The 22,943-nt window shown below is 70.5% G+C and carries 23 protein-coding genes and 3 pseudogenes; 15 read left to right on the forward strand and 11 right to left on the reverse strand.

Translation table 11 applies throughout. The features are described from left to right. Positions 1–25 precede the first annotated feature (25 nt). From FGW37_RS29810 to FGW37_RS29825, 4 genes and pseudogenes are all read right to left on the reverse strand, one after another. On the reverse strand, positions 26–1,774 hold the full coding sequence (locus FGW37_RS29810) for an FG-GAP-like repeat-containing protein (protein ID WP_179083904.1): 1,749 nt from the start codon (positions 1,772–1,774) through the stop codon (positions 26–28). Positions 1,775–1,830: 56 nt separating this feature from the next. Further along, positions 1,831–2,028 (reverse strand): annotated as a pseudogene (locus FGW37_RS29815) (IS701 family transposase); the annotation flags it as partial. 55 nt (positions 2,029–2,083) lie between these two features. After that, entirely contained in the window at positions 2,084–2,404 is a 321-nt protein-coding gene (locus tag FGW37_RS29820; protein WP_179084986.1) for a GatB/YqeY domain-containing protein, read from the reverse strand. Positions 2,405–2,671: 267 nt separating this feature from the next. Further along, positions 2,672–3,652 carry an Lrp/AsnC family transcriptional regulator gene (locus FGW37_RS29825; protein WP_218650614.1) on the reverse strand — a complete coding sequence of 327 codons (981 nt, stop codon included), beginning with the start codon at positions 3,650–3,652 and terminating at the stop codon, positions 2,672–2,674. Between the two features lie 233 nt (positions 3,653–3,885). Here FGW37_RS29825 and FGW37_RS29830 point away from each other — a divergent pair, with 233 nt between their 5' ends. After that, positions 3,886–4,863, forward strand: a complete 978-nt coding sequence (locus FGW37_RS29830; protein ID WP_246430638.1) for an isopenicillin N synthase family dioxygenase — start codon at positions 3,886–3,888, stop codon at positions 4,861–4,863. Between the two features lie 84 nt (positions 4,864–4,947). Here the strand turns inward: FGW37_RS29830 and FGW37_RS29835 are convergent, their stop codons facing one another. After that, a complete protein-coding gene (locus FGW37_RS29835) occupies positions 4,948–5,493 on the reverse strand; it encodes a TetR family transcriptional regulator (protein ID WP_179083906.1) in 546 nt (181 codons plus the stop codon). Between the two features lie 76 nt (positions 5,494–5,569). Here FGW37_RS29835 and FGW37_RS29840 point away from each other — a divergent pair, with 76 nt between their 5' ends. Further along, positions 5,570–5,995, forward strand: a complete 426-nt coding sequence (locus FGW37_RS29840) for a hypothetical protein (RefSeq protein ID WP_179083907.1) — start codon at positions 5,570–5,572, stop codon at positions 5,993–5,995. A 195-nt stretch (positions 5,996–6,190) separates the two neighbouring features. Here the strand turns inward: FGW37_RS29840 and FGW37_RS29845 are convergent. The 3 genes and pseudogenes from FGW37_RS29845 to FGW37_RS29850 form a co-directional block, all read right to left on the reverse strand. Continuing rightward, positions 6,191–6,486 (reverse strand): annotated as a pseudogene (locus tag FGW37_RS29845) (IS5/IS1182 family transposase); the annotation flags it as partial. A 40-nt stretch (positions 6,487–6,526) separates the two neighbouring features. Next, positions 6,527–6,622, reverse strand: a pseudogene (locus FGW37_RS34265) (IS5/IS1182 family transposase); the annotation flags it as partial. Between the two features lie 274 nt (positions 6,623–6,896). Further along, on the reverse strand, positions 6,897–7,139 hold the full coding sequence (locus tag FGW37_RS29850; protein ID WP_179083908.1) for a hypothetical protein: 243 nt from the start codon (positions 7,137–7,139) through the stop codon (positions 6,897–6,899). A gap of 322 nt (positions 7,140–7,461) precedes the next feature. Here FGW37_RS29850 and FGW37_RS29855 point away from each other — a divergent pair, with 322 nt between their 5' ends. Further along, complete coding sequence (locus FGW37_RS29855; protein ID WP_425506618.1) at positions 7,462–8,307, forward strand: class I SAM-dependent methyltransferase; 846 nt, start codon at positions 7,462–7,464, stop codon at positions 8,305–8,307. Positions 8,308–8,377: 70 nt separating this feature from the next. On the opposite strand, the gene FGW37_RS29860 is transcribed toward FGW37_RS29855, so the two are convergent. Further along, complete coding sequence (locus FGW37_RS29860) at positions 8,378–8,998, reverse strand: class I SAM-dependent methyltransferase (RefSeq protein WP_246430639.1); 621 nt, start codon at positions 8,996–8,998, stop codon at positions 8,378–8,380. 234 nt (positions 8,999–9,232) lie between these two features. Between FGW37_RS29860 and FGW37_RS29865 the strand changes: the two genes are divergently transcribed. From FGW37_RS29865 to FGW37_RS29900, 8 genes are all read left to right on the forward strand, one after another. Then, the gene (locus FGW37_RS29865) at positions 9,233–9,988 is read left to right on the forward strand and encodes a GntR family transcriptional regulator (RefSeq protein WP_179084989.1); all 756 of its coding nucleotides are present in this window, start codon (positions 9,233–9,235) and stop codon (positions 9,986–9,988) included. 135 nt (positions 9,989–10,123) lie between these two features. After that, positions 10,124–11,245, forward strand: coding sequence for a TIGR03364 family FAD-dependent oxidoreductase (locus FGW37_RS29870; RefSeq protein WP_179083910.1), 1,122 nt, complete (start codon positions 10,124–10,126; stop codon positions 11,243–11,245). Between the two features lie 104 nt (positions 11,246–11,349). Next, the gene (locus FGW37_RS29875; protein ID WP_179084990.1) at positions 11,350–12,018 is read left to right on the forward strand and encodes a phosphonatase-like hydrolase; all 669 of its coding nucleotides are present in this window, start codon (positions 11,350–11,352) and stop codon (positions 12,016–12,018) included. An 89-nt stretch (positions 12,019–12,107) separates the two neighbouring features. Continuing rightward, positions 12,108–13,280: an ABC transporter ATP-binding protein gene (locus tag FGW37_RS29880; protein WP_425506619.1), complete on the forward strand. Its 1,173-nt coding sequence runs from the start codon at positions 12,108–12,110 to the stop codon at positions 13,278–13,280. Then, a complete protein-coding gene (locus FGW37_RS29885; protein WP_179083911.1) occupies positions 13,273–14,238 on the forward strand; it encodes a 2-aminoethylphosphonate ABC transporter permease subunit in 966 nt (321 codons plus the stop codon). The genes FGW37_RS29880 and FGW37_RS29885 overlap by 8 nt, the downstream gene beginning before the upstream one ends. Next, positions 14,225–15,040, forward strand: a complete 816-nt coding sequence (locus FGW37_RS29890) for an ABC transporter permease (protein WP_179083912.1) — start codon at positions 14,225–14,227, stop codon at positions 15,038–15,040. The genes FGW37_RS29885 and FGW37_RS29890 overlap by 14 nt, the downstream gene beginning before the upstream one ends. 55 nt (positions 15,041–15,095) lie before the next feature. Then, on the forward strand, positions 15,096–16,175 hold the full coding sequence (locus FGW37_RS29895; RefSeq protein ID WP_179083913.1) for a 2-aminoethylphosphonate ABC transporter substrate-binding protein: 1,080 nt from the start codon (positions 15,096–15,098) through the stop codon (positions 16,173–16,175). A 201-nt stretch (positions 16,176–16,376) separates the two neighbouring features. Beyond that, the gene (locus FGW37_RS29900; RefSeq protein ID WP_179083914.1) at positions 16,377–17,006 is read left to right on the forward strand and encodes a class I SAM-dependent methyltransferase; all 630 of its coding nucleotides are present in this window, start codon (positions 16,377–16,379) and stop codon (positions 17,004–17,006) included. Positions 17,007–17,153: 147 nt separating this feature from the next. Here FGW37_RS29900 and FGW37_RS29905 read toward each other — a convergent pair whose 3' ends face one another. Beyond that, positions 17,154–18,302: a serine hydrolase domain-containing protein gene (locus tag FGW37_RS29905; RefSeq protein ID WP_179084992.1), complete on the reverse strand. Its 1,149-nt coding sequence runs from the start codon at positions 18,300–18,302 to the stop codon at positions 17,154–17,156. 353 nt (positions 18,303–18,655) lie between these two features. Here FGW37_RS29905 and FGW37_RS29910 point away from each other — a divergent pair, with 353 nt between their 5' ends. Beyond that, the gene (locus FGW37_RS29910) at positions 18,656–19,045 is read left to right on the forward strand and encodes a hypothetical protein (RefSeq protein ID WP_179083915.1); all 390 of its coding nucleotides are present in this window, start codon (positions 18,656–18,658) and stop codon (positions 19,043–19,045) included. Between the two features lie 101 nt (positions 19,046–19,146). On the opposite strand, the gene FGW37_RS29915 is transcribed toward FGW37_RS29910, so the two are convergent. After that, complete coding sequence (locus FGW37_RS29915) at positions 19,147–19,821, reverse strand: GbsR/MarR family transcriptional regulator (protein WP_179083916.1); 675 nt, start codon at positions 19,819–19,821, stop codon at positions 19,147–19,149. 183 nt (positions 19,822–20,004) lie between these two features. On the opposite strand from FGW37_RS29915, the gene FGW37_RS29920 reads away from it, so the two are divergent. The 3 genes from FGW37_RS29920 to FGW37_RS29930 all read left to right on the forward strand — a co-directional run bounded on the left by FGW37_RS29920 (position 20,005) and on the right by FGW37_RS29930 (position 22,905). Next, complete coding sequence (locus FGW37_RS29920; RefSeq protein WP_179083917.1) at positions 20,005–21,195, forward strand: cytochrome P450; 1,191 nt, start codon at positions 20,005–20,007, stop codon at positions 21,193–21,195. Between the two features lie 254 nt (positions 21,196–21,449). Next, positions 21,450–21,968: a toxin-antitoxin system HicB family antitoxin gene (locus FGW37_RS29925; protein WP_179083918.1), complete on the forward strand. Its 519-nt coding sequence runs from the start codon at positions 21,450–21,452 to the stop codon at positions 21,966–21,968. 85 nt (positions 21,969–22,053) lie between these two features. Next, positions 22,054–22,905, forward strand: coding sequence for a DUF4097 family beta strand repeat-containing protein (locus FGW37_RS29930; RefSeq protein ID WP_179083919.1), 852 nt, complete (start codon positions 22,054–22,056; stop codon positions 22,903–22,905). Positions 22,906–22,943 lie beyond the last annotated feature (38 nt).

Consider the following 22,943-nt stretch of genomic DNA (forward strand, 5'->3'; position numbering starts at 1 on the left):
TGCTTTGCGTCATCCGAGGCGCCGCCTACCGGATCGTGGCTCCGAACGCCTTGCCGCCGGACGGGATGCCGTCCTTGCCCGGCTGATAGACCGTCGCCGGCTGGTCGGTGCCGGAAGCGTCGTACGAGGTGACGTTCTGCCAGGGCACCGCGTACGCCGCGCCCTGCGCGTGCGGCCCGGTCGGCATGCCCACGTAGATGTGGGTCGGCGAGACGCCGACGGCCTGGCCGATCCGCTGGTTGGCGCCCGGCGTGCCGGGGACGCCGTTGTGGCCGGCGTACAGGACGTCGTTGTGCGGGCCGGGAGCACCGAGGAGGGTCATGGTCTGCACTGCGCCCGCGGCGGTCACCGAACCCTGGGTCTCGCCGGGGACACCCACGGCGAGCTGGAGCGACTGCCAAGTGGGAGCGGTCCTGGGCGACAGGTTGATCGCGTGGAGCGTGTCACCGAACCGGTCGCCCGTCTCGATGCCACCGATGACGTCCGGCTGGTCCTGGTTGATCACCTGGTACTGCGACCAGCCGCCGGAGGCGGGGATCTTGAACGTGAACACGGTGCCGGCGTTCTTCACGTCCACCTTGTTCGCGTTGGTGACCGACTCGCCCGGAGCGCCCACGGCGAGGATGGAGTCCCCGTTCGGGCCGTTCTCCACCAGGGCGACGGAGGTGCCGAAGACGTCGCCGTTCTCGGAGCCGCCGGACACCTTGTCGTCGTTCTGGTTGATGTTCGCCCGCTGCGCCGGCTTGCCGTCCGCTCCGCGCCTGTGCGACAGCACCCACACGGCACCGGCGTCGGTGGCCTTGTCGATGTCCTCGCCCGGTGCGCCGATCGCGATGTTGTTCGCGTCGGCGGCCACGGACGAGCCGACCTTGTCGCCGGCCTCCAGGCCGCCGGACATGCCGGCTTCCTGGGTCAGGGACACGTTGGTGCCGCCGCGCACGTAGAGGACGTTGCCCGCGTCCTCCTTGGCGCCGATGGCCTCGCCCGGATCACCGATCACGATGAAGGGATCGCCCTCGCGGGTCTGCCCCGCCGCGAGGGAGTAGCCGAGCATGTCGCCCTTCTCGTTGGCCGACGCCTTCAGCGCGCCGTTGCCCTGGCCCTGCACGAAGTCCTCGGCGGCGCGGCCCTTGCCCAGCCCGCCGGCGGAGCCGTAGACGACGGACACCATGCCGGCATCCGCGACGGACCCGGCATCCTCGTACGGCACACCGACGACGAGGTCGGTATAGCCGTCCTGGTCGTAGTCCACCGTGGCCAGCGACTGACCGAAGCGGTCACCGGCCTCCGCCGCACCCGGGACGAAGGACAGGCTCTGGTCGAGCTGGATGCTGCCCTTGCCACCGCCGTACACGACGCGCACGGCACCGGCCTCGGCGTTGCCGCTGACGGTCGCCTTCGGGTCGCCGATGGCGATGTCCTCGATGCCGTCCCCGTTGAAGTCGACGACAGGAGCGGCCTTGACGGTGGCGTCCACCCAGGAGGCGAGGTCGTCGGTACGGGCGGCCACGCCCTTGGTGGACGTCTGCGCCGCATCGATGCCGAAGCAGCCGCCCTGGTCGGAGCGGGAGGCCACTGACGTGATCTGCGCGGTGTCCCCGGAAGTGCGGAAGAGCGGCGCACCCGCGTCACCGGCGCAGAACGCCGTGTTGTCGCCGACGACTTCCACGTCGCTGCCGCCGGGAGCGGCCGCGGTGAAGGTGCCGTTGTGCGCCTTGAGCGGGGCCCACTCGTCCTTTGTACGGCCGTAACCGGTCAGTGTCAGAGCGGCCACCGAGGCCGACTTTACCGTGCATCGAGTACTGCTCACCCGCTGGCCGGGACAACGGGGACGTCGTCTCGGACGGCATCCGCGTCCCAGCGGGCGTAGCGCAGCAGGCGCTGCATCGGCCGGGGCCGGGCGTGCCCGGCCTGCTCGGCCGGCCGCCAGTAGTTCTTGCGCTCGATACCCGACACCAGCCCGAGCAGGTAGGCGCGGGCGGCCGCCCGGGGCTCAACCCGCCCGAACCGGCCCGCGATCCGGGCCATGACCTGTTCCCAGCCCTGCTCCTGCGTCACTTCGGCTGCGATGCAACGCCGTTTCCTACGCGGTGCCGGGACCGTCGAGGAAGCCAAGCAGCACGGCGGCCTCCGCGCGGAGCCGCGCAGCTCGGTCAGCGTGCGCGGGCGCCGTCAACTGCGCTGCAACCTCCAGTCGCTCGGCGGCCTCGGCACGCACGACATCCAGCACACTGAGCTCGCTCAGCTCACGCCGCGCTGCTTCGGTGACGCCGACACCAACCGGCGACTGCTCAAGGGGCAGGCCGCGGAGCTCACCTTCGTCCACGGGCACTGCCTCAGCGTTGTCCAGCGCAGCAAGTGTTGCGCGCAGGGCGCTCACCGCGGCCTTGTCACGGGCGCGCATCGCTTCCGGCAGTGCTTGACGCATACGAAGACGTAGAGACATGCCGATGACCTTATGGCGGCGCACTTGGACCCACAACGCGATAGACGTGCAGCACCAGGCTTACCGCCGGCTGAGGCGCTACACCGCACCTGGCCGGATCCGCCCACACAGGCCGAACATCCGCCGGCCGGTGAACCAGCCTCACTGAACCGGTCGCTCCGCGCGTGCCCGGACGGGACACGGTCGCTCCGGGGCACCCCACCATGGCAACGCCCGCAGGCCGCTTCACGTGCTGACGGTGAGTCGTTTGACCTCGCGGAGGATGGGGGCGGTCTCGACGGCATGGATGCCGGGGAGCGAGCCGATGCGGTGGTCGAGGTAGTGGTAGAGGTCGTGGCTGCCGCGGAAGACCCCGCTGGCCACGACGTTGTGCGGGCCGGTGGTGGCGGCCGCGAAGGCGATTTCGGGGTGAGTGGCCAGGGCACGGCCGACGGCCGAAACGTGGCCGGGGGCCACCTGAAGCCAGAGGTGGGTCACCAGGTCGTAGCCGAGGTGCCGGGGTGCGAAGTCCACGGAGAAGTCCAGTGCGCCCTGGTCCCGAAGTCGTTCGAGGCGGCGCTGGACGCTCGAGGGCGAACGACCGGTGGCCGCAGCCAGCTCGGGCAGGCCGGCACGGCCGTCCTTGGCCAGCTCGGTGAAGAGGGCTCGGTCTGTGACATCCAGGGCCACGGGCTCGGGATGCTCATCGGATCGAGAGGCCGATGCCAAAGCACCGCCTTCGTGGCCGTGAGCCGCACCGAACGGGAGCCCGTTGGCGTACCACGTGCTGGTGATGCCGGTGAAGAGGCGCAGCAGACAGTGGGCTCCGACGCCGACCAGGTGCGGGGTACGGGGCAGCTTGTCGAGGAGCAGCGCGTCGCGCTCGTACGGCGTAGGGGTGGTGAGGGCGCAGTACAGCTCGGTTCCCCCGGAGGCCAGTGAGATCCAACTGGTGTCGGGCCGACGGGCCAGGGCTTGGGCGACGGAAGCTGCGGAGTCGGGAGCGCAGTGGATGCGCAGCAACCAGCGGGTCATCCCTACCCGGGCCGGGACGGGCTGGCCGACGACGCGCAGGCCCAGCGTGCGCAGGCGGCTGTAGCGGCGGGCCACGGTGCGTTCCGAGGCGCCCAGCCGGCGCGCGATGCGGCTCAGTGCCGCGCGTCCGTCGAACTGGAGGGCCTGGAGCAGCCCCAGGTCCAGAGCGTCGAAGGTGCCCGAGCCCACCATGTGTGACCTCCCGTGAGTTCACCGCTGCGTCGTGCTCCCCACGACAGGTCCCGACGATAGGGGCCTGACCCCGGCGGTGCGCCCCGGGCCTGTCGCGTTCTCCCGTTTCACCGCCGGAAATTGCCTGTTCCTACCGTTTCCCAGGGGATGGCTGGGTGGTGCGCGTTCCTCGAACGACCATGGCCGGACCGCCTTCCCCCGCAGAGGGAAGGGCAAAGGAGGAGAAGGGCATCGTGAGCGCTTCCACCATTCCCACCATTCCCACCATCGACCTCTCGCTCTGGCGAAGCGGGGACGACCAGGACCGGGACCGTCTCGCCACGCTCGTCGACCAGGCGCTTGAGCGGGCGGGGTTCCTGCTCGTCACCGGTCATGGTGTCCACCCGGACCTGCCCGCCGCGATCCGCACCGCGGCCCGCGTCTTCTTCCACCAGCCGGTCGACGTGAAGCAGCCGTTCCTGGCGGAGACGCTCGGCCACTACGGCTGGAGCGGTCCGGGAGCGGTGGCCGCCGGCCGGGCCGAAGGCCTGATGACGCCACCCGACCTGGTGGAAACCTGGTCAGCGGCCCCCGCCCCATGGGACACCGCGGCCGGTCGCCCCGAGCCCGGACTTCTGCCGCGGTCCTGGCCCTCCCAGCCCCCGGAACTGCGCTCCCTCGTCGCACAGTACGTACGTGCCATGCGGGTGCTGGCCGGCGAACTGCTGGAACTCCTGGCAGTAGCCCTGCGCCAACCGCTCGATTTCTTCACTCGTCACACCACCCACCCCGACTGGACCCTGACCCTCAACTGGTATCCCGCCATCAGTGCCGCAGGGGCGCCGCGGCCGGGCCAGTTCCGTGTCGGTCCGCACACCGACTTCGGGACCGTCACCGTCCTCGACCGGCAACCGGGCAAGGGCGGTCTGCAGATCCACACGCAGGACGACGGCTGGCAGGACGCCCCCTACGACCCCGAGGCGCTCACCATCAACATCGGTGACCTGATGGCCCGCTGGACCGGCGACCGCTGGCGCTCCGGCCGCCACCGTGTACTGGCCCCGCCCACCGACGCCACGTCCGAGGAACTGTTGTCCCTGGTCTACTTCTACGACTGCGATCCGGACACGCTCGTCGCGTCAATCCCCGCCCCGATCGGCAGGGTGCCCCACCCTCCGGTCACCGCCCGCGCCTACGTCCGCTCCAAGGTCGCCGAGATCGCCCTGGCGTGAGTCGAACTCGCCGGCCCGTTTACTGGCCCCCGCGTGACGGGCGCCCGGGTCTGGCGCCGGGCGTGCCCGAGGAGTTGGGTGAACTCAGTCGGTCAGGTGGTCGAGCTGGCGGGCCAGCAACTCCACAGCTTCCGTTGCCGCGGCCTGGTCCCCGTCGACGCCCAGTTGCAGCAGCACACCGTCCAGGGCTGCGGAAGCGAGGCGGGCGGCGCTCGGGGCGACAGCGGGGGGCATTCCCGCTTCAACGAGCCACTGCTCCGCAGCGCGGAGGTAGGACGACGTGGGCGGCATCAAATGCTCACGCCACAGCTCGTCCGTGCCGGCCAGTGAAGCCGCTTCCAGATACAGCCGGTGGGCCGCACGGACCCCGGGTTCCGTGAAGGCCTGCCACAGCACGCGCACCAGATCGGACGGCTTGCCGCCCTGCCAGCCCTGCCGCAGGGCGGCAAGGTCGGCGAATGCCCGGTCCAGCAGCGCCACCACCAGCCGCTCGCGACTGCCGAAGTGGTACACGAGCATCCGGTCGCTGGTGCCCAACGCAGCGGCCAGGGGCCGCAGGGTGAGCGTCGCAAGGCCGTGTTCCCCCACGTAACGCATGGCGGCGCTCAGCAGCTCCTCGCGACGGGACACGTGCTTCCTCCTTGAACGACCGACGTGTAGCGTATGTAGCGATCGCTACATGGTAGAGGAACGGCGGTGCGGCTCGATGTGGAAGCGACGGCTGGCGCACGTGTGGCCCGAGACGGCAGGGGCTCTCGTGATCTGGATAGCCGCCTCGGCGGGGGTCACAGCCCTGGCGCCCACGCTCGCCCACGCTCCGGCCACACCGGCCGCGGCGGCGGTCGCGACCGCCTTCGCAGGCGTCGGCGTCCTGACCGGCCGGCTGCTCCCGGCCCGGTACGGGATCCGTCTTGGCATCGCCGTCGTGGTCGTCGGGCAACTCCTCGATGTCGCCCTCGTCCTGGCCGCCGACGGACTCTATCCACGGACCGACGACAGCGGCAGCGGACGCATCCTGCTGCTCCTGCTGGCCGGATACGCCGGGTTCCTGCTGGGGACACTCGTGGGCGACCGCTCCTCCAGGACGACGCCCACGGTCGCATCACCGCCCAACCCCTCGGACGCGCCTTAGCGCCCTCCTCGGCGGCGTCGTCGACGCGGTCGACCCCATTACGGCTGGTGTCGGGGCGACGCTGAACGGCTTGCTCGGTTTGGGCTCTCAGCCCAGTGTCGCCGGGGCGTTCCCTGGTGTCGGGGCGTTCCCGGGGGCGGGGTGACGGCCACAAGAGACGCTCCGGCAGGCACTCACCGAAGCCAGAGCCAGAGCCAGATCGTTGACGGTTCGTTCAACTTCGTTCCTGCGTGCGTAGCGGGCCTGGTCGAAGCCAGTGGGTCGGCCGCCGTGGCTTCCGCGCCTTTGACAATTGGCCCGCTGATCCCGGCGTTCGGGGATCGTGTGCCGGATCTGCCGTCGCCGCAGGTGACGGCGGTTGCGGCGGGAACTGTACGCATTATCGCCCAGACGTGGTCCGGGCGCGTTCTCGGATGCCCTCCGGCCGGGCGCGGGACACGGATACGGTCCAGGACCGGGATCATCTGCGGGGCGTCGCACCGGGATGCCGGTCCGCTGCCGGAACAAGATCCCGTTGATCACCTTGCGGTGGCATGCCCACCGCCCGCCCCGTCCCGTGGCCTTCGGTAAGTGCGGCTCAAGCCGGGCCCACTCCCGACCCGACACATCGCCTCGCCCCACGCCCACCGGAACGACGTCAGCACAGCCAGGTCACGCGACCCGTCGGACCTGCCCTAGTACGCCTTCGTCTTCGTCAAGCCTGCTTGGAGCCGAGTCGTAGGCCTCCGTCGCGTCGTGTCGTAGTCGCCGGCTGAGGTCTGCGAAGCGTCGGGCCCGCTCCGCAGCCTGGTCAAGGAGTTGGATGGTGTCGTAGCGAGCCTGTTCACCTTGGGGGGAGGTCTGCATCGCTGCCTCGAGGACGGTGCGGTAGAGGAGCATGTGGCGGCCTGTTCCCTGCCCGTCACACCGAGAGCTTGCCGGCCTTGATCGACTCGATCACGCTATCGGGCGTTGTCGCCCCGCCACCTTGCTCCTGGTGATTCAGGTCGAGGCTGATGCTCTTCTCCACAGTCGTCGCCATGGCCAGGGCGGGCAGTCGCTCCTGTTGCTCCTGCGTCAGGTTCTTGTTCACCCATTCAAGATTCTCAGAGCTCAGGCTGTTGAGAAACTCAGCAAGGAGCTCCAGCGTGCTTGGCTTACCCATATCGTCCTCCTAGGTCATCGCGAGTGACTGCTGCCGTGTGATCCACTGGCCGGGCCGGGCCGGGGCGGCGGCCCCGGTTGACGGGACGGGACGGGCAGGCGCGCATCCCCCGCCGTCCGGCGGCGTCCCAGGATCCTTAAGCCTCATGTCCCAGGCTGGCGTAGCGCCCCGCCTCCCGCACCTCGAAGCGGTATGGGCGGCCCGCCGTTGACGAACGGCGAACCAGGGTGCCGTGTGACTCGGGGGCACGCCCGGTCGTTGCTCTCCGTGAAGACCCCGGGCGGTACGGGGCCACTGACTAGGGGCTGGAGCGATGGCGCACGTGACCGATGTTCACTACCGGCAACACGTCATGCCGTACTACCGGGCGTTCGGGTCACGCTTCGGGTACGCGACACTGCTCGGTCGCACGCGCCACTTCGGCTGGTACGAGCCGGGCCATTCACCCTGGGGATTCACGGCGGCCATGCGGCGCATGGAGCTCGTCGTGGCCCGGAAGCTGGCCCTGCCTCCGGAATCGCCGGTGCTCGATGCCGGGTGCGGGGTCGGCGACACAGCGCGCACGATTGCACGGGCCGGCGGGGTGTACATCACCGGGATCGACGGGATCGAGCCGGACGTCGCCATCGCGCGGCAGCGCTCGGCCCGTGCCGGCGAGCCGGGCAGGCGCACGCGTTTCCTCCTGGCCAACTACCACGCCCTTCCGTTCGCCGATGCCTCCTTCGAAGGCGTCTACACGATGGAGTCCTTCGTCCACTCCTCCGACCCCCTGCAGGGGCTCGCCGAGTTCTTCCGGGTCCTGCGCCCCGGCGGAAGGCTGGTGATGTCCGAGTATTCGAGCACTCCGCAGGCCCACCTGCTGCCGCAGGCGCGGTCCGCGCTGCTCAGGGTCTGTGAGCTCTCCGGCATGCCGGGCATGCTCACCATGACCCACGGGCGCCTGGAGCGGCTGCTCCAGCAGGCCGGTTTCGTCGTCGAATCGGCCTATGACGCGACGGAGAAGGTCCTGCCCATGCTGCGGTGCTTCTCGGTGCTCGGCCGGCTGCCCTATGCGCTTGCGTGCGCCGTGGGCCGCGGCGACAGCCTGGTCAACGCGATGAGTGGGGTGGAGATATACCGGCACCAGGAGACATGGCGGTACATCATCTGTACCGCGACCAGGCCATAATGCGGTTACCTGGCAGTTCTCCGTCGTGACTATGTCATCCGTGAGGCCCGGGAGACGAGAACGCTGCGGATCATCGCGGTGTCTTCTTCGCCCTGGCCGCCGGTACCGGGGAGGCGGTCATCGGGGCAGGCTCTGGGTGACGCGCCACAGGCGGCGGGGCAGGTCGCCTTCCTCGAAAGCGTGTACCCCCCCGCAGGGTCCAGCCATCGGCGAGGTCGTCGACCAGGTCGCGAGGGAAGAAGTTCACGGCGAAGCCGCCGTGTTCGAAGATGTCGTCGCCGTGGGCCGTCCCCGTGTCGTAATGGGCGTCCCCGGTGTGGCGGACGGTGTAGACGAACACCCCGCCGGGCCGCAGCACGCGGCGGACCTCGCCGGCCAGGGCGTGGATCTCCTTGGTGGACAGGGCCATGCACAGCAGCACGTGGGCGCGGGCGGCGTCCTCCAGCTGTTCCAGGCCGGTGGCGCTGAAGTCGGCGGCCTGGACGGTGAAGCCTTCGCGGGCGAAGTACAGGGCGTCGCGGCCGTGCCCGGCCCCCAGCTCCAGCACGTTGATCGAGCCGGCCGCGCGGAACGCCTCGGCGGCATGGACGGCCGGGGCGGAGGGCTGCCCGTCGTACATGCCGGGGTGGGTGGTGTAGGTGGTCTGCCAGTGCCGCCGCTGGGCGTCCGCCAGCTCCTGTTCGCTGCCCATGAAGCGGCCCCGTTCTACGACGCCGACGCCGACGCGATCGGGGCCGGGCTCATACGGTACCGAGGGCGTCGGTCCTGCCTCTTGTCGTATCCGGCCTTGTGGCCGGTCGGATCGATGGGAAGCCCCGCCCGCCGGCGCCGGCGCGGTCCATCTGCCGGTGGCGCGGCGGCTGCCGCGTCGCGTCGCTCGCGTCGGCGTGCGTGCGAGGATCGCGGCGTGGACTACACGCGATACATGGCCGACCCCTCGCCCGGCGCCCCCATCCGCGCGGGAATCCCCGAGCACGGCCGGATCCCCAAGTACTACGCCGTCAAGACGCACATCGCCGCGCTCCTGGACGAGCTGGGTGAAGGCGGGCTGCTGCCCACCGAACGTGAACTGGCCGTGCGCTTCGAGGTGTCGCGCGAAACCGTGCGGCAGGCCCTGCGTGAGCTGTTGCTGGAGGGCCGGCTGCGCCGTATGGGCCGCGGGACGGTCGTCGCGGGACCGAAGATGGAGCAGCCCCTCGCACTTGCCAGCTACACCGAGGGTGTCCGCCGCCAGGGGCGCCGTCCCGGCCGTGGCCTCATCGGGCTGGACCGGCTCGCCTGCCCGGCGGCGCTCGCCCCCGACCTCGGCGTCGAACCGGGTGCCCTCGTGTGGCACATGGAGCGCGTACTGCTCGCGGACGATGAACGGGTCGGCCTGGAGAGCACGTACGTGGCGGTGGAGCGGGCGCCGCGACTCGATACGGACTTCGAGCCGGACTCCTCCTTCTACGGCTATCTGCGCGAGCGCCTGGGCATCGGGTTCGGGGACGCGGACGAGCGGCTGGAGACCGTGCTCGCCACGCCCCGCGAGGCACTGCTGATCGGGACGCCGCCCGCGTTGCCGATGCTGCTGATCCACCGGGTGTCGCGGGACACGGAGGGCAGGCCGCTGGAGCGGGTGCGGTCGCTGTACCGGGGGGACCGGTTCTCCTTCACGACGCACCTGAGCGCGGAGCGCTGAGAGGGCAGGCTGAGGCATTTACCTTCTCGTAGGTCACGAGAAGGTAACGGGTCTGGTCCAAGTTTGCCGCCGCGTTCACCGTCCCGTCGCCGTACGGCCCCTGTCCCGACACCGCCCCCGACGACTGTTCGAGTCATGCGAGTCATAGTCGTCGGAGCCGGCGTGGTGGGCACCATGCACGCCTGGCAGGCAGTCAACCGCGGCCACGAGGTCGTCCACATCGAGCGCGAGGCCGAGGCCAGAGGCGCCTCGGTGCGAAACTTCGGCCTCATCTGGGTCAGCGGCCGGGCGGGCGGCGAGGAGCTGGCGACGGCCCTGCGCGCCCGCGAGCTGTGGCAGGAGATCGGCGCGGCCGTCCCCGGCCTCGGCTTCCGCGCCAACGGTTCCCTGACGGCCGTCACCAACGACGCCGAGCTGGCCGTCGCCCGCGCCGCCCTGGCCCGACCCGACGCCGCCGCCCGCGGCTTCGCGCTCCTCACGCCGGAGGAGGCCCGTGACCGCAACCCCGCCCTGCGCGGCGAGTTCGCCGGCGCCCTGTGGTGCGAGCGCGATGCCGCCGTCGAACCGCGCACCGCCCAGCGGGCGCTGCGCGCCGCGCTGCTGGAGTCCGGCCGTTACACCTTCCTCGCCGGGCGTGAAGTGCGCGAGGTCGTCGGCGAACGCGCCGTCCGCGACGACCACGGCGACGTGCACACCGGCGACGCCGTCGTGCTCTGCACCGGCGCCTGGCTGGGCGGCCTGGTCCGGGAACTGGCGCCCGCACTGCCCGTACGCCGGGTGCGACTGCAGATGATGCAGACCGAGCCGCTGGGCGAGGAGCTCACCACTTCCGTCGCCGACGCCGACAGCTTCCGCTACTACCCCGCCTACGGTGGTGCCGCGCTCGACGCCCTGGCGGCCGCCCAGGCCCAGCCGCCGGTGGCCGGCCGGCACAAGATGCAGCTGCTGATGGTCCAGCGCGCGGACGGCGGCCTGACCATCGGGGACACCCACGAGTACGAGGCGCCCTTCGCCTTCGACGTCGACGAGGGCCCCTACGCGCACCTGACCGGGGTCGCCGAGACCCTGCTCGGCCGCCCGCTGCCGAGGATCCGGCGGCGCTGGGCCGGGGTCTACGCCCAGTGCCTGGACACCGCGCGGATCGTCCACCGCGAGCAGGTCCGCGAGGGCATCTGGCTGGTGACCGGGCCGGGCGGGCGCGGCATGACGTGCTCCCCGGCCATCGCCGAGACGACCGCTGACGAACTGGGCTGGTGAGAGCGTTGACCGAGAACCACGACACGCGGACCGGGCACGGTGCCCCCCGCACGCGGACCGAGCAGATCAAGCACTCCCTCGTCCACTCCCTCGTCGTCCTCGACATGGCGGGCACGACCGTCGTCGACGACGGCCTCGTCGAGCAGGCCTTCGGCGCGGCCGTCGGCCGGCTCGGCGTGGAGCCCGGCACGGCGGCGTACGAGGAGCAACTCGCCTACGTCCGCGCCACGATGGGCGAGTCCAAGATCTCTGTCTTCCGTCACCTCTTCGCCGGTGACGAGGCGGCCGCCCAGCGGGCCAACACCGAGTTCGAGGCCGCGTACGGCCGGCTGGTGGCCGCGGGGCACTGCGCGCCCGTACCCGGTGCCCGGGAGGCCGTCGAGCGGCTGCGCGCCGAGGGCCGGGCCGTGGTGCTGACCACCGGCTTCTCCCGCGTCACCCAGAACGCCATCCTCGTCGCCCTCGGCTGGACCGAGCTGGCCGACCTCTCCCTCTGCCCCGCCGACGCGGGCGGCCGGGGACGCCCGTACCCGGACATGGTCCTCACCGCGCTGGTGCGCACCGGGGCTGCCGACGCGGTCGACCGGATCGCGGTGGCGGGCGACACCTCGTACGACATGCTCTCGGGCCGCCGTGCCGGCGCCTCGGTGGTCGCCGGGGTCCTCACCGGCGCCCACGACGAGCAGGCGCTGCGCGCCTCCGGCGCCACCCATGTCCTCGCCTCGGTCGCCGACCTGCCCGGCCTGCTCGCCCGCGCGGAGGCGGCGTCATGATGACAGGAACGGCGGCGGGAATATCGGCGGGGACGTCGGCGGGAACGGCGGCGGGAACGTCCACCGGGCGGAGCGGGGACGACACCGGCGTGAGGTTTGAAAACGTCACGGTCACCTACGGCAAGAACGTCGTCCTCGACGGGCTCGATCTGACCGTCGGACCCGGCGAGGTCATGGCCCTGCTGGGCCCGTCCGGCTCCGGCAAGACCACCGCCCTGCGGGCCGTCGCCGGCTTCGTCCAGCCGTCGGCCGGCCGGGTCCTCATCGGCGGCCGGAACGTCACCGGCCTCGCACCGCACCGGCGCGGCGTCGGCATGGTGGTACAGCAGTACGCGCTCTTCCCGCACATGCGGGTCGACGCCAACGTCGCCTTCGGCCTGAAGGCCCGCAAGGCGCCGCGCGCGGAGATCGCGGCACGCGTCGACGAGGCCCTGGAGATGACCGGCATGGCCGCGTACGCCAGGCGCTACCCCCGCGAGCTGTCCGGCGGTCAGCAGCAGCGCGTCGCGATCGCCCGTGCCCTGGCCATCCGGCCCGGCGTGCTCCTCCTCGACGAGCCGCTGTCCGCGCTGGACGCCCAGCTGCGCTCCGGCATGCTCGCCGAACTCGCCCGGCTGCACCGCGAACTGCCGCACATGTCGATGCTGTACGTCACCCACGACCAGTCCGAAGCGCTCACCCTCGCCGACCGGATCGCCGTCATGGACCGCGCCCGCCTCCAGGACTGCGCCACCCCGCGGGAGCTCTACCGCAACCCTCGCACGGAGTTCACCGCCTCCTTCGTCGGCCAGGCCAACCTCCTGCCGGTGACGGTCACGGAGGACGGCGCCGACTTCACCGGCACGCCCCTGGAGGTCCGGCCCGGCCCCGCCGCGCCGGGCGCCTCGGCCACCTTGTGCGTACGCCCGCACCTGGTCGGCCTCGGCGACGGCCCGAACGCGCTGCAGGGCACCGTCACGGAGGTCCAGTGGCGCGGCGCCACGCACCGGCTGTACGTCGACGTGGCGGGCGAGCGCGTCACGGCGGACGTCCGGGAGTTGCGGGAAGCACCCCGTCCGGGCACCGCGATCACGGTCCACTTCGCCCCGCACGACGCCGTCCTGCTCCCGGCGGGCGCGGACGCGAGGGGTGCGGACGCGAGGAACCCGGACGCGAGGGGTGCGGACGCGAGGAGCCCGGACGCGAAGGGCGCGCACACGACGGGCCCGGACAGAACGGGCCCGGACACGGCCGCGGCCATGACGGACGCGGCCCATGGCTAGCGCCCGGCCCATGTCCGGCGTCCGGCAGCGGGCCCGGACGCCCCTCGCCGCCACCGGCGAGGGGCAGGGCCGGGGGAAGCCCCTCCGCCACGACGGACCGGCGGCAGCGAACCACCGGGGCCCGCGCGCCTACACCTGGCTCCTGGCCGTACCGCCCGTGGCCGTCCTCGGCCTCGTCTTCCTCTACCCCCTCGCCCTCGTCGTCCAGGAGTCCCTCGCACCGGACGGCGACGCCCTCTCCTTCGCCGCCTACGGCGACGTCTTCGCGCAGAGCGCCTTCCGCGACGCACTCACCAACACCATCCTGATCGCCGTCGGCGCCACCGCCGGCTCGCTGGTCCTCGGCTTCGCCCTCGCCCTGGTGATCGCCTTCGTGCCCTTCCCCGGCGGCAGGGCACTGAGCCGGTTCATCGATGTCTTCCTCTCTTTCCCCTCCTTCCTCATCACCCTCGCCCTCCTCTTCGTCTACGGCTCCGCAGGCCTGGCCAACGGCCTGTGGACCGGGGCGACCGGCGCGGCGAGCGGCCCCTTCGATTTCCTGCACACCCCCTGGGGCGTACTCCTCGCGGAGATCACGTACTTCACGCCCTTCGTGATGCGCCCCCTCCTCGCGGCCTTCTCGCAAGTGGAGACCGCACAGATCGAAGTCGCCTCGTCGCTCGGTGCGAAGGCGCCGCGGATCGTCGGCCGGGTGATCCTGCCCGAGGCGCTGCCGTCGCTCGCCGCCGGCGGCTCGCTGGTGCTGGTGATGTGCCTCAACGAGTTCGGGATCGTGCTCTTCACCGGCGCCAAGGGAGTCACCACCCTCCCCACCCTCGTCTACAGCAAGGCCATCCTCGACGGCGACTACACCGGTGCATGCGTCGTCGCCGTCGTCAACATCGCCCTCTCCACGGCGCTGTACGGCCTCTACCGCCTCCTCTCCTCCACGGACGGAGCCCGACGTGCTCGTGCATAGCCGCGGCGGCCGACTGGCCGTGTGGGCCGTCTTCGGTACGGTCTTCCTCCCCGTCTTCGCGCTGCCCTTCCTCGTGATCCTGGCCGCCTCCTTCGCCACCGGTTGGAGCGGCGCGCTCCCTTCCGGCGCGACCTTCCAGCACTACCGCGAGGTCGCCCGCGGCGACGCCCTCGACGCCCTGGTCACCAGCCTGCTCACGGCCCTCGCCGCCGGCGTCCTGGCCCTCGTCACGGGGACCTGGGCGGCCCTCGCGGCGCACGCCCTGCGCGGGCGCGCCCGGCGCTTCGGCCCCCTCCACCGCGTCCTGGACGTGCTGTTCATGCTGCCGGTCGCCGTGCCTTCCGTGGTCGTCGGGCTGGCGCTGCTGGTCGCCTTCTCCAAGCCTCCGCTGCTGCTCAACGGCACACCCACCATCGTGATCCTGGCGCACACCGTCCTGGTGACCGCTTTCGCCTACCAGTCCGTGACGGCTGCCGCCGCGCGCCTCGACCCGGCGTACGAGCAGGCCGCCGCGAGCCTGGGTGCGAGCCCGGCGCGCGTGCTGTGGCGGGTCAGGCTGCCGCTTCTGCTGCCCTCCCTGACAGCCGCCGCCGGGCTCTGCTTCGCGCTGTCCATGGGCGAGTTGAGCGCCACGATGATGCTCTACCCGCCCGACTGGCTGCCGCTGCCCATCAAGGTCTTCGCGGCCACCGACCGCGGCTCGCTCTTCTCCGGAGCCGCCCTCGCCGTCGTGCTGACGGCCACGACGCTCCTTGTGCTGACCGGCGTCTCCCGGATCCGCACGAGGGCCGCCTACCGCTAGATCATCCCTTGGGCCGGCCGTCCTCGCCGGTCCTTCCGAAGGAGTCCGACACGTCATGCCCCGCTCCCTCAGGCCGCTCCCGCTCCCGCTCGCCGCCGCCCTCGGCGCCTTCTGCCTCACCACCGTGCTCACCGGCTGCGGCGGCACCGCCGGCTCCGGCTCCGGCTCCGCCAAGGAGATCACCGTCTACAGCGCCGACGGCCTCAAGGCCGAGGACGGCTCCGGCTTCTACGACAAGGTCTTCAAGGACTTCGAGAAGCAGGCCGGCATTAAGGTCAAATATGTGGAGGGCGGCTCCGGCGAGATGGTGCAGCGCCTGGCCCGGGAGAAGTCCAACACCAAGGCCGACGTGGTCGTCACCCTCCCGCCCTTCATCCAGCAGGCCGACGGCAAGGGTCTGCTGGAGGCGTACCGGCCCCAGGGCTCGGAGAAGGTCGCCGAGAGCGACAAGGACCCCTCCGGCAAGTGGACCTCGATCGCCAACAACTACTTCTGCTTCATCTACAACACCAAGGAACTCAAGAAGTCCCCGCCCAAGACCTGGAAGGACCTCCTCGACCCGAAGCTCGAGGGAAAGCTCCAGTACTCCACGCCCGGTGTCGCAGGCGACGGCACGGCCGTACTGATCAAGGCCATGCACGACCTCGGCGGCAAGGACCCCGCCATGGCCTACCTCAAGGACCTCCAGAAGAACAACGTCGGCCCCTCCAAGTCCACCGGCCAGCTCGCCCCGAAAGTCGACAAGGGCGAACTCCTGGTGGCCAACGGCGACGTCCAGATGAACTTCGCCAACATGAAGTCCATGCCCAACCAGGGCATCTTCTTTCCTGCCGGAAACGACGGGAAGCCCACCACGTTCGCCCTCCCGTACGCGGCCGGACTCGTCAAGGACGCCCCGCACGCCGAGAACGCCAAGAAGTTCCTGGACTACCTGCTCACTCCGGAGGTGCAGCGCTCTGTATCGGCCGTCGGCGGCGGCTTCGCGGCTCGTACGGACGTGACGGCGACCGACCGCAACGCCACCTCGCTCGCCGCGTTGATGAAGGGCGTCGAGGTGTTCCGCCCGGACTGGGCGGACATCGACAAGAACCTCCTCTCCTACGTCGACGCGTGGAAATCCGCCACCGGCAACTGACCAGGGACCGGGGATTCCGGGGCGGCGCATGAGCGGCGCCGTTCGTAGGAAGCCGTCCACGGTGCAGGCGTGGTCGACGACATGACGCGGCCCATCGGGGTGAGCCGGACCCGACCCGAGCGTCGTCGTCCGGTAGCGGCTCGCGCGTCGGCACCGGGCCGGAGAAGCTGCGAACGTGCGCGGATGTTAGCTTCTGTTCCCATGGTGGAGCACCAGGACGAGACCAGGGCGGCCTACGACGGGGTCGTCGAGCTGTATGCCTCGATGTTCGCTGACCGGCTGGAGACGCAGCCGTTCGCGCGGGCCATGGTCGGCACCTTCGCCGAGCTGGTGCGTGGGACGGGGAACCCGCGGGCGGCCGACGTCGGGTGCGGGCCCGGACATCTGACGGCCATGCTGCACGACCTGGGGCTGGACGCCTTCGGGCTCGACCTCTCCCCGGCCATGGTCGACCACGCCAGGCGGGCCCATCCGGCGCTGCGGTTCGACGAGGCGCGGATGGAGGCCCTGCCGGTCGAGGACGGTGCGCTCGGCGGCGTGCTGGCCCACTACTCGATGATCCATACCCCGCCCGGGGAATTGCCCGCGCTGCTCGCCGAGCAGGTGCGTGTCCTGGCACCAGGGGGCCTGCTCCTGGTCTCGTTCTTCGCGACCGACGGACCGGAGCCGGTCCGCTTCGACCACAAGGTGACGCCCGCCTACAGCTGGCCGGTGGACAGGTTCGCCGAGCTGCTGGCCGGGGCCGGGCTCGTCACGTTCGCCCGGCTGCTCCACGACCCGGCCTCCGAGCGGGGCTTCCTCGACGCCCATTTGCTGGCCCGCCTCCCGTAGAGCCATGATCTGACCGATCGGGAGTGGGGGGGCGAGCCGGCGCCGGGCGCGGACCCGGGCGTGTTCCTGCCACTCCCCGCCGTCCGGACTCGCTTCCCCGGCCTACTCGGCGATCGACCAGCAGTTCTTGCTACTACGGCTGGAGTACTAGGAGCGGGTCCGGCACAGTTCCTGACCCATGAGTGTGGTCATGGCCTGCTGGGTGTCCTTGCCGCCGTCACTGGTGACGCACACCACGGCGGTCCGGGTCCCGTCCCGGGTGGCGCCACCCCAGGTGACATAGCCGAGGAGTTCGCCCCGGTGGCCGAAGTAGCTGCCGCCGCAGGGCAACGGAATCTCGGCAAGACCGAGTCCATACCTCACGCCCAGCTCGGGCGCGGGCATGGTGGTCGTCATCTCGTCGAGCTGCGCCGGAGCCAGCAGACGGCCGCCGAGCAGCGCGGCGTAGAACCGGTTCAGGTCGTGTGCGGTGCTGATGATCGAGCCGGAGCCGACGGCCATACTCGGATTGAGGGTCGTGACGTCGATGCTCCTGTCGGTGCCGAACGCGGCGTAGCCCCGGGCGTGGGGGCCCAGGATGAACGGGAAGGTGTCGGGCGTCGTCGTGTCCGTCAGGCTCAGTGGACGGATGATCCGGTCGCGCACCTCCGTTGCCCAACTTCGGCCGGTGACCCTATGGGTGATCATGGCGGCGAGGGTGTAGTTGGTGTTGGAGTACGACCAGCCACGGCCCGGCGGGAAGTCGGGTCGGTTCCGCATCGCCCGCTCCACCAACTCCTCGGCGGTGTAGGTGCGATACCGCTCGGCCCGATAGCCGTTCGCACTGTTCAACGCGGGAATCTCCGGCTTGACGTCAGGGATGCCGCTGGTGTGCTGCAGCAGCTGCCGTACGGTGATGTGTCTGCCGTCGTTGCCGTTGCCCCGGACCACTCCCGGCAGCCACTGCTCGACGGTGTCCTCCAGGGACATTCTCCCCTCGCCGACGAGTTGCAGCACGACCGTGGCCGTGAAGGTCTTGGTGGCACTGCCGATCCGGAACCTGCCGTCCCACGGCATCGGCCTCTCTGTGTTCATCGCGGCTGTCCCGGCGTGCGCGCTGTCGCGCGCACCCGGTGACGTCACCTCGGCGTGCACACCGACGGCCCCGGTGTCGTGGATCGCCTCCACCTGCCGTTGGAGCGGATCGGCCGGCCGCGGCTTCGCCGCCGCCGTGGACGCGGTCGATGCGGCGAGGACGGCTGCAGCAAGGCTGGTCAGGACGAGCAGGCCCCGCCGACGCCTTCTTAACCCATGCATGGCGACCCCTTCTCTGTTCAGGTTGCGCGCGTTCAGGGAGCGCTCAAGCTGTGGCCCGAGACTGCGTCGCCCCCGAATGCGGCGGTCGGCGACCATCCCACCAGCGGAGGGGGGATCGGCCCATCCGGCTTTCCCTCTGACGTACCCATGCGCTGTCGTCAGGGTGGTGTCGGGGGTTACCCCCCCCGTAAGGATGCTGAGGCTTCCCCGGCCGGCCCCGACCAGCAAGATCACGATCTGCAGCTGGAGTACTAAAGGATGTCCGGGAACAGCAGAGGCCTCCTGGCGTCTTCCCGATTGAGTGCAACTCCCCAGCAGCAGTTAGGCTTTGGTCGTCTTGAGAAGGGGCGCTGATGGGCACCAGATTTATTGAGGTAGACGAATCGCGGCAAAGCGAGCCGGGCGTGCGGAAGGGAGGCAGAACATTGACGGTGGGAGACCAGTCCATCACCCAGGAGACATGGGTGAAGGTTGAAGCTTACGACGACCTCGATCCGACGGTGACCGAGGACGTCCACCTGCACACGTTCGCAATCCCGGGTATGGAAGTGCGGGTCGGGGCCGCGAAGGATGACGAGGACGGAAGCAGCGAATTCGAAACCAGGCTGGTCCCATCTGTTCAGTATTACCAGATCGAGCTTGGGCCCGACTCGCTGAATCAGCTCCATGATGCGCTCAAGCCCTTCATCGCAGCCGCGAAGGAATGCGAGCCGCCAAAGGGCCGCAAGGTGCGCGCCAAGTAGCTCACAATGTCCCCTCCCGCGAGGGGGCATTGCCATATTGCAGACGCCGGAGCAGCAGCAGGAACCGGCCGGCCGGCTCCCCAGGGTGGGGCTGAGGCCCATCACCCCAGGAGCGTGCGCCAGCGGTCGGCCGACTCCATCATGTCCTCGATGACTTGCTCCAGGAACGCCCCCACCTTGGCCAGCCGCTGCCCCACGGGCGTGTCCAGCCCGAACGTCTCCGCCGCCGCCATCGCGGCCTGCGCCGACTCGAGCGTCTGCCGTGAGCTGATCACGATCGAGTGGTACCAGGCGTCGTCGTCGACCACGTAGATGTCGCGACGCCGCTGCGGATCGCGCTCGCGCCGGACATACCCGTGCTCGACCAGGTAGTTCACCGCCACGGAGACCGAGGCCGGGCTGACCTTCAGTCTGCGGGTCAGCTCGGCTGCCGTGCGCCTGCCGTCCTCGGACAACAACAGGTCGACGTGCACGCGCGCCGTCATCCTCGGCAGCCCCGTCCTGACCGCCAGCTCGATGAGCTCCTCTTCCGTCGCGCCGCTCGGCGCTCCGTCCGCGCGCGGGGGTGCCGGTGTGCCGCGCTGCGCCCGCTGGACCGTCGCCTGGTGCGCGAGTTGGGGCCGGTAGCCGCCGGGGCCGCCGTTGCGTGCGACCTCCCGGCTGATCGTCGAGGTCGGCCGGTCGAGCCGCCTGGCGATCTCGGCGTAGGAGAGCCCGTCGCCGAGTCCGGTCGCGATGCGCCGGCGGTCCTGCTGGGTCAATCGTCCTCCTGGCATGCCGCCAGTATTGCCTTCGCCGCCACCCATTGCAACGGACCATTGCATTCGCTCCCAGCGTCATTGCATCAATTTACCGCGATTCACCTGGGGAAATGCCTTTTCGGTGATTGACGGAACTTTGAACGCAACGTAGCTTTCGGCGTGCGTCGAACACGTAATGCCGCGAGATGAGGAATGACCATGAGTGAATCCCTCCACACCGTCACGACGCTGCCGACGGCGCGTCAGCCCGGCTGCCCCTTCGATCCGCCGGCGGAGCTGATCGACGCCCGCCGGCACGGGCCCATCAGCCGCTACACCCACCCCGGCGGAAAACCCGGCTGGCTGATCACCGGATACGACCTGTGCAGGTCGGTCCTGGCCGACCCTCGGTTCAGCTCGCGCAAGGAGCTCCTGAACGTGGTCGACTTCGAGATCCCTCCGGCACCGCCCGGCGAGTTCCTCCTCATGGACGACCCGCAGCACGGGCGCTACCGGAAGCCGCTGGTGGGCAAGTTCACCGCACGGCGGATGCGACTGCTCACCGAGCGCATCGAGCAGATCACCGCCGACTGCCTGGACGCCATGGAGAAGACCGGCCCGCCGGCGGACCTGGTGACCGCGTTCGCCAAGCCCATCCCCACCATCATCATCTGTGAACTGCTGGGAGTGCCGTACCAGGACCGGGACTCCTTCCAGGCGCACATCGACTCGTTCATGAACGGGGAGCCGAGTGAGGAGGAGCTGATAGCGGCCTACACCGCGACCCAGCGATACCTCGCGGAGCTGGTGGCCACCAAGCGCGCCAACCCCACCGACGACGTGCTCAGCGAACTCACCGACAGCGATCTGACCGACGAGGAGCTGAAGGGGATCAGTCTGATTCTGCTGGCGGCCGGGCTCGACACCACCGCGAACATGCTGGCCCTCGGCACCTTCGCGCTGCTGCAGCATCCGGCGCAACTGGCCGCGCTGCGCGCCGATCCCGCGCTCACCGACCGGGCCGTGGAGGAACTGCTGCGGTATCTGAGCGTCGCCAAGACGTTCATGAGGACGGCGCTGGAGGACGTCGAAGTGGGCGGCCGGATCATCAAGGCCGGCACGACGGTCGTCCTGTCGTACAACACCGCCAACCGCGACCCCGAGTGCTTCACCGATCCCCACGTGCTCGACCTCCACCGGCAGGACGGCGGGCACCTGGCCTTCGGCCACGGCACCCACCTGTGCCTGGGCCGGCAGCTGGCCCGCATCGAAATGCGCGTCGCGTTCCCCGCGCTGCTCAACCGCTTCCCCACGCTGCGCCTGGCCGTACCGGCCGAAGAAGTCGGCCTGCGCCCGGAGACCGCGGACATCTACGGCGTGAAGAGCCTCCCGGTCGCCTGGGACGTGTGACCAGGAACCGGTCACGGTGAGTTCGCTGGCGGGCGGGGGCGAGCATCGCTTGGCGCCGCGCGGTGGCGCCGAGCGACGCCAAGCAGCATCGTCCGGCGCCACGTGACGCCATTCCGGCTCCCGTAGTCCAATGGGCTTCCTGTGTAACTTTGACCTTGCCGCTTCGGACCCTTTTGGGGCCCTCCAGACCTCGGTCACCGATGAGGCGCCATCCAGGCTTGCGTGTGGCGCCATAGTGATGCCATCATCGAGTCATGGACCTCACCCCGTACGTCGACGCCCTCCGCCACGAACTCGCGGTGGCCGCCGAAGTCGGCGGCGACGAAGCCTGCGAGCTGATCGAGCGGCTCACCGCCCCTCTGGAGTCGGCGACCCGTCTGACCATGCTCAATGTGCTCTCCGCCGCGATGGACGAGCTCACCCGCGAGCTCGCCCCCGGCTCGGTCGACGTACGGCTGCGCGGGCTCGACCCCGTTTTCGTGGTGACGCTGCCGGCTGCCGACGGCGGCGCCATGGAAGCGGCTGCTGCGCCCGTCGAACCGCTCAAGGTGCCGGGCCTCGCGGACGGCGACGAGGGCGGGACAGCCCGCGTCAATCTGCGTCTGCCGGCCCACCTCAAGGCGCGCGCCGAGGAGGCCGCGCATCACGAGGGCCTGTCCGTCAACGCGTGGCTGGTGCGCGCCGTGTCGGCTGCGGTCGACCGCGGCACCCGGACGCGTACGCCGCAGAAGACCCGCTCCATCGGACAGAGCGTCACGGGCTGGGTGCGCTAACCGCGTCCCCGCTCGCCCGCCCCACTTCACCCCCACCACGTCCCACCAGCGGGACGGCCCAGCGACTGATGAGGACGGTACAGCCATGCCTTCTTTCGACACTCCCGAACCGATTTCGGTCACCGCCCACGTGGAGGCCGGCTCCATCCGGTTCACCGCGGGCGACCGCCTCGACACGGTCGTCGAGGTGCGGCCCCGCACCCCGAAGAGGGACCTGGACGTGCGGGCGGCCGACCAGACCGAGGTCACGTACGCGAGCGGCGTCCTGACCGTCAGGACGCACAAGCCGCGCAACCCCTTCGGGCGCCCCGGCACCGTCGACGTGACGGTCGAACTGCCCGCGGGCTCGCGCATCGACATGACCGGCGCCTGGGCCCAGGTGCTCGGCGAGGGCCGGCTCGGCGAGGTTCGCGTGAAGACCTCAGCCGGCGACGTCCGCCTCGACACCACCGGGCCGCTCCATCTGACGGCCTCTCACGGCTCGATCACCGTCGACCGGGTCGAGGGCAAGGCCGAGATCACCACCAGCTCCGGCAGCGTGCGCGTCGGCACCGTCGACGGCCCGGCCGTCCTGAAGAATTCGCACGGCACCACGACTATCGGCGCCGCGACCGGCGACCTGCGGGTGAGCGGCGCCCACGGCGACATCGACATCGCGCGCGCCGAGGCCTCGGTCACCGCCAAGACCGCCCATGGCACCCTGCGCGTCGCCGAAGTCGCCCGCGGCACCGTCGAGCTGGAGACCAACTACGGCGCCATCGAGGTCGGCATCCGCGAGGGTACCGCCGCCTGGCTCGACGTCAGCTCCGGCTCCGGGCAGGTGCGCAACACGCTCACCGCCTCCGAGACCCCGGAGAAGACCGAGGACACCGTCAAGGTTCACGCCCGGACCCGCAATGGCAACATCGACGTCCTCCGCGCCCGCGCCCGCGCCTGAGAGTCCATCCTTCACTCCATTCCGGCCTTCGATCAGGA

The organism is Streptomyces rectiverticillatus, from assembly GCF_013394065.1.
In the GTDB taxonomy this organism is placed as follows: domain Bacteria; phylum Actinomycetota; class Actinomycetes; order Streptomycetales; family Streptomycetaceae; genus Streptomyces; species Streptomyces rectiverticillatus.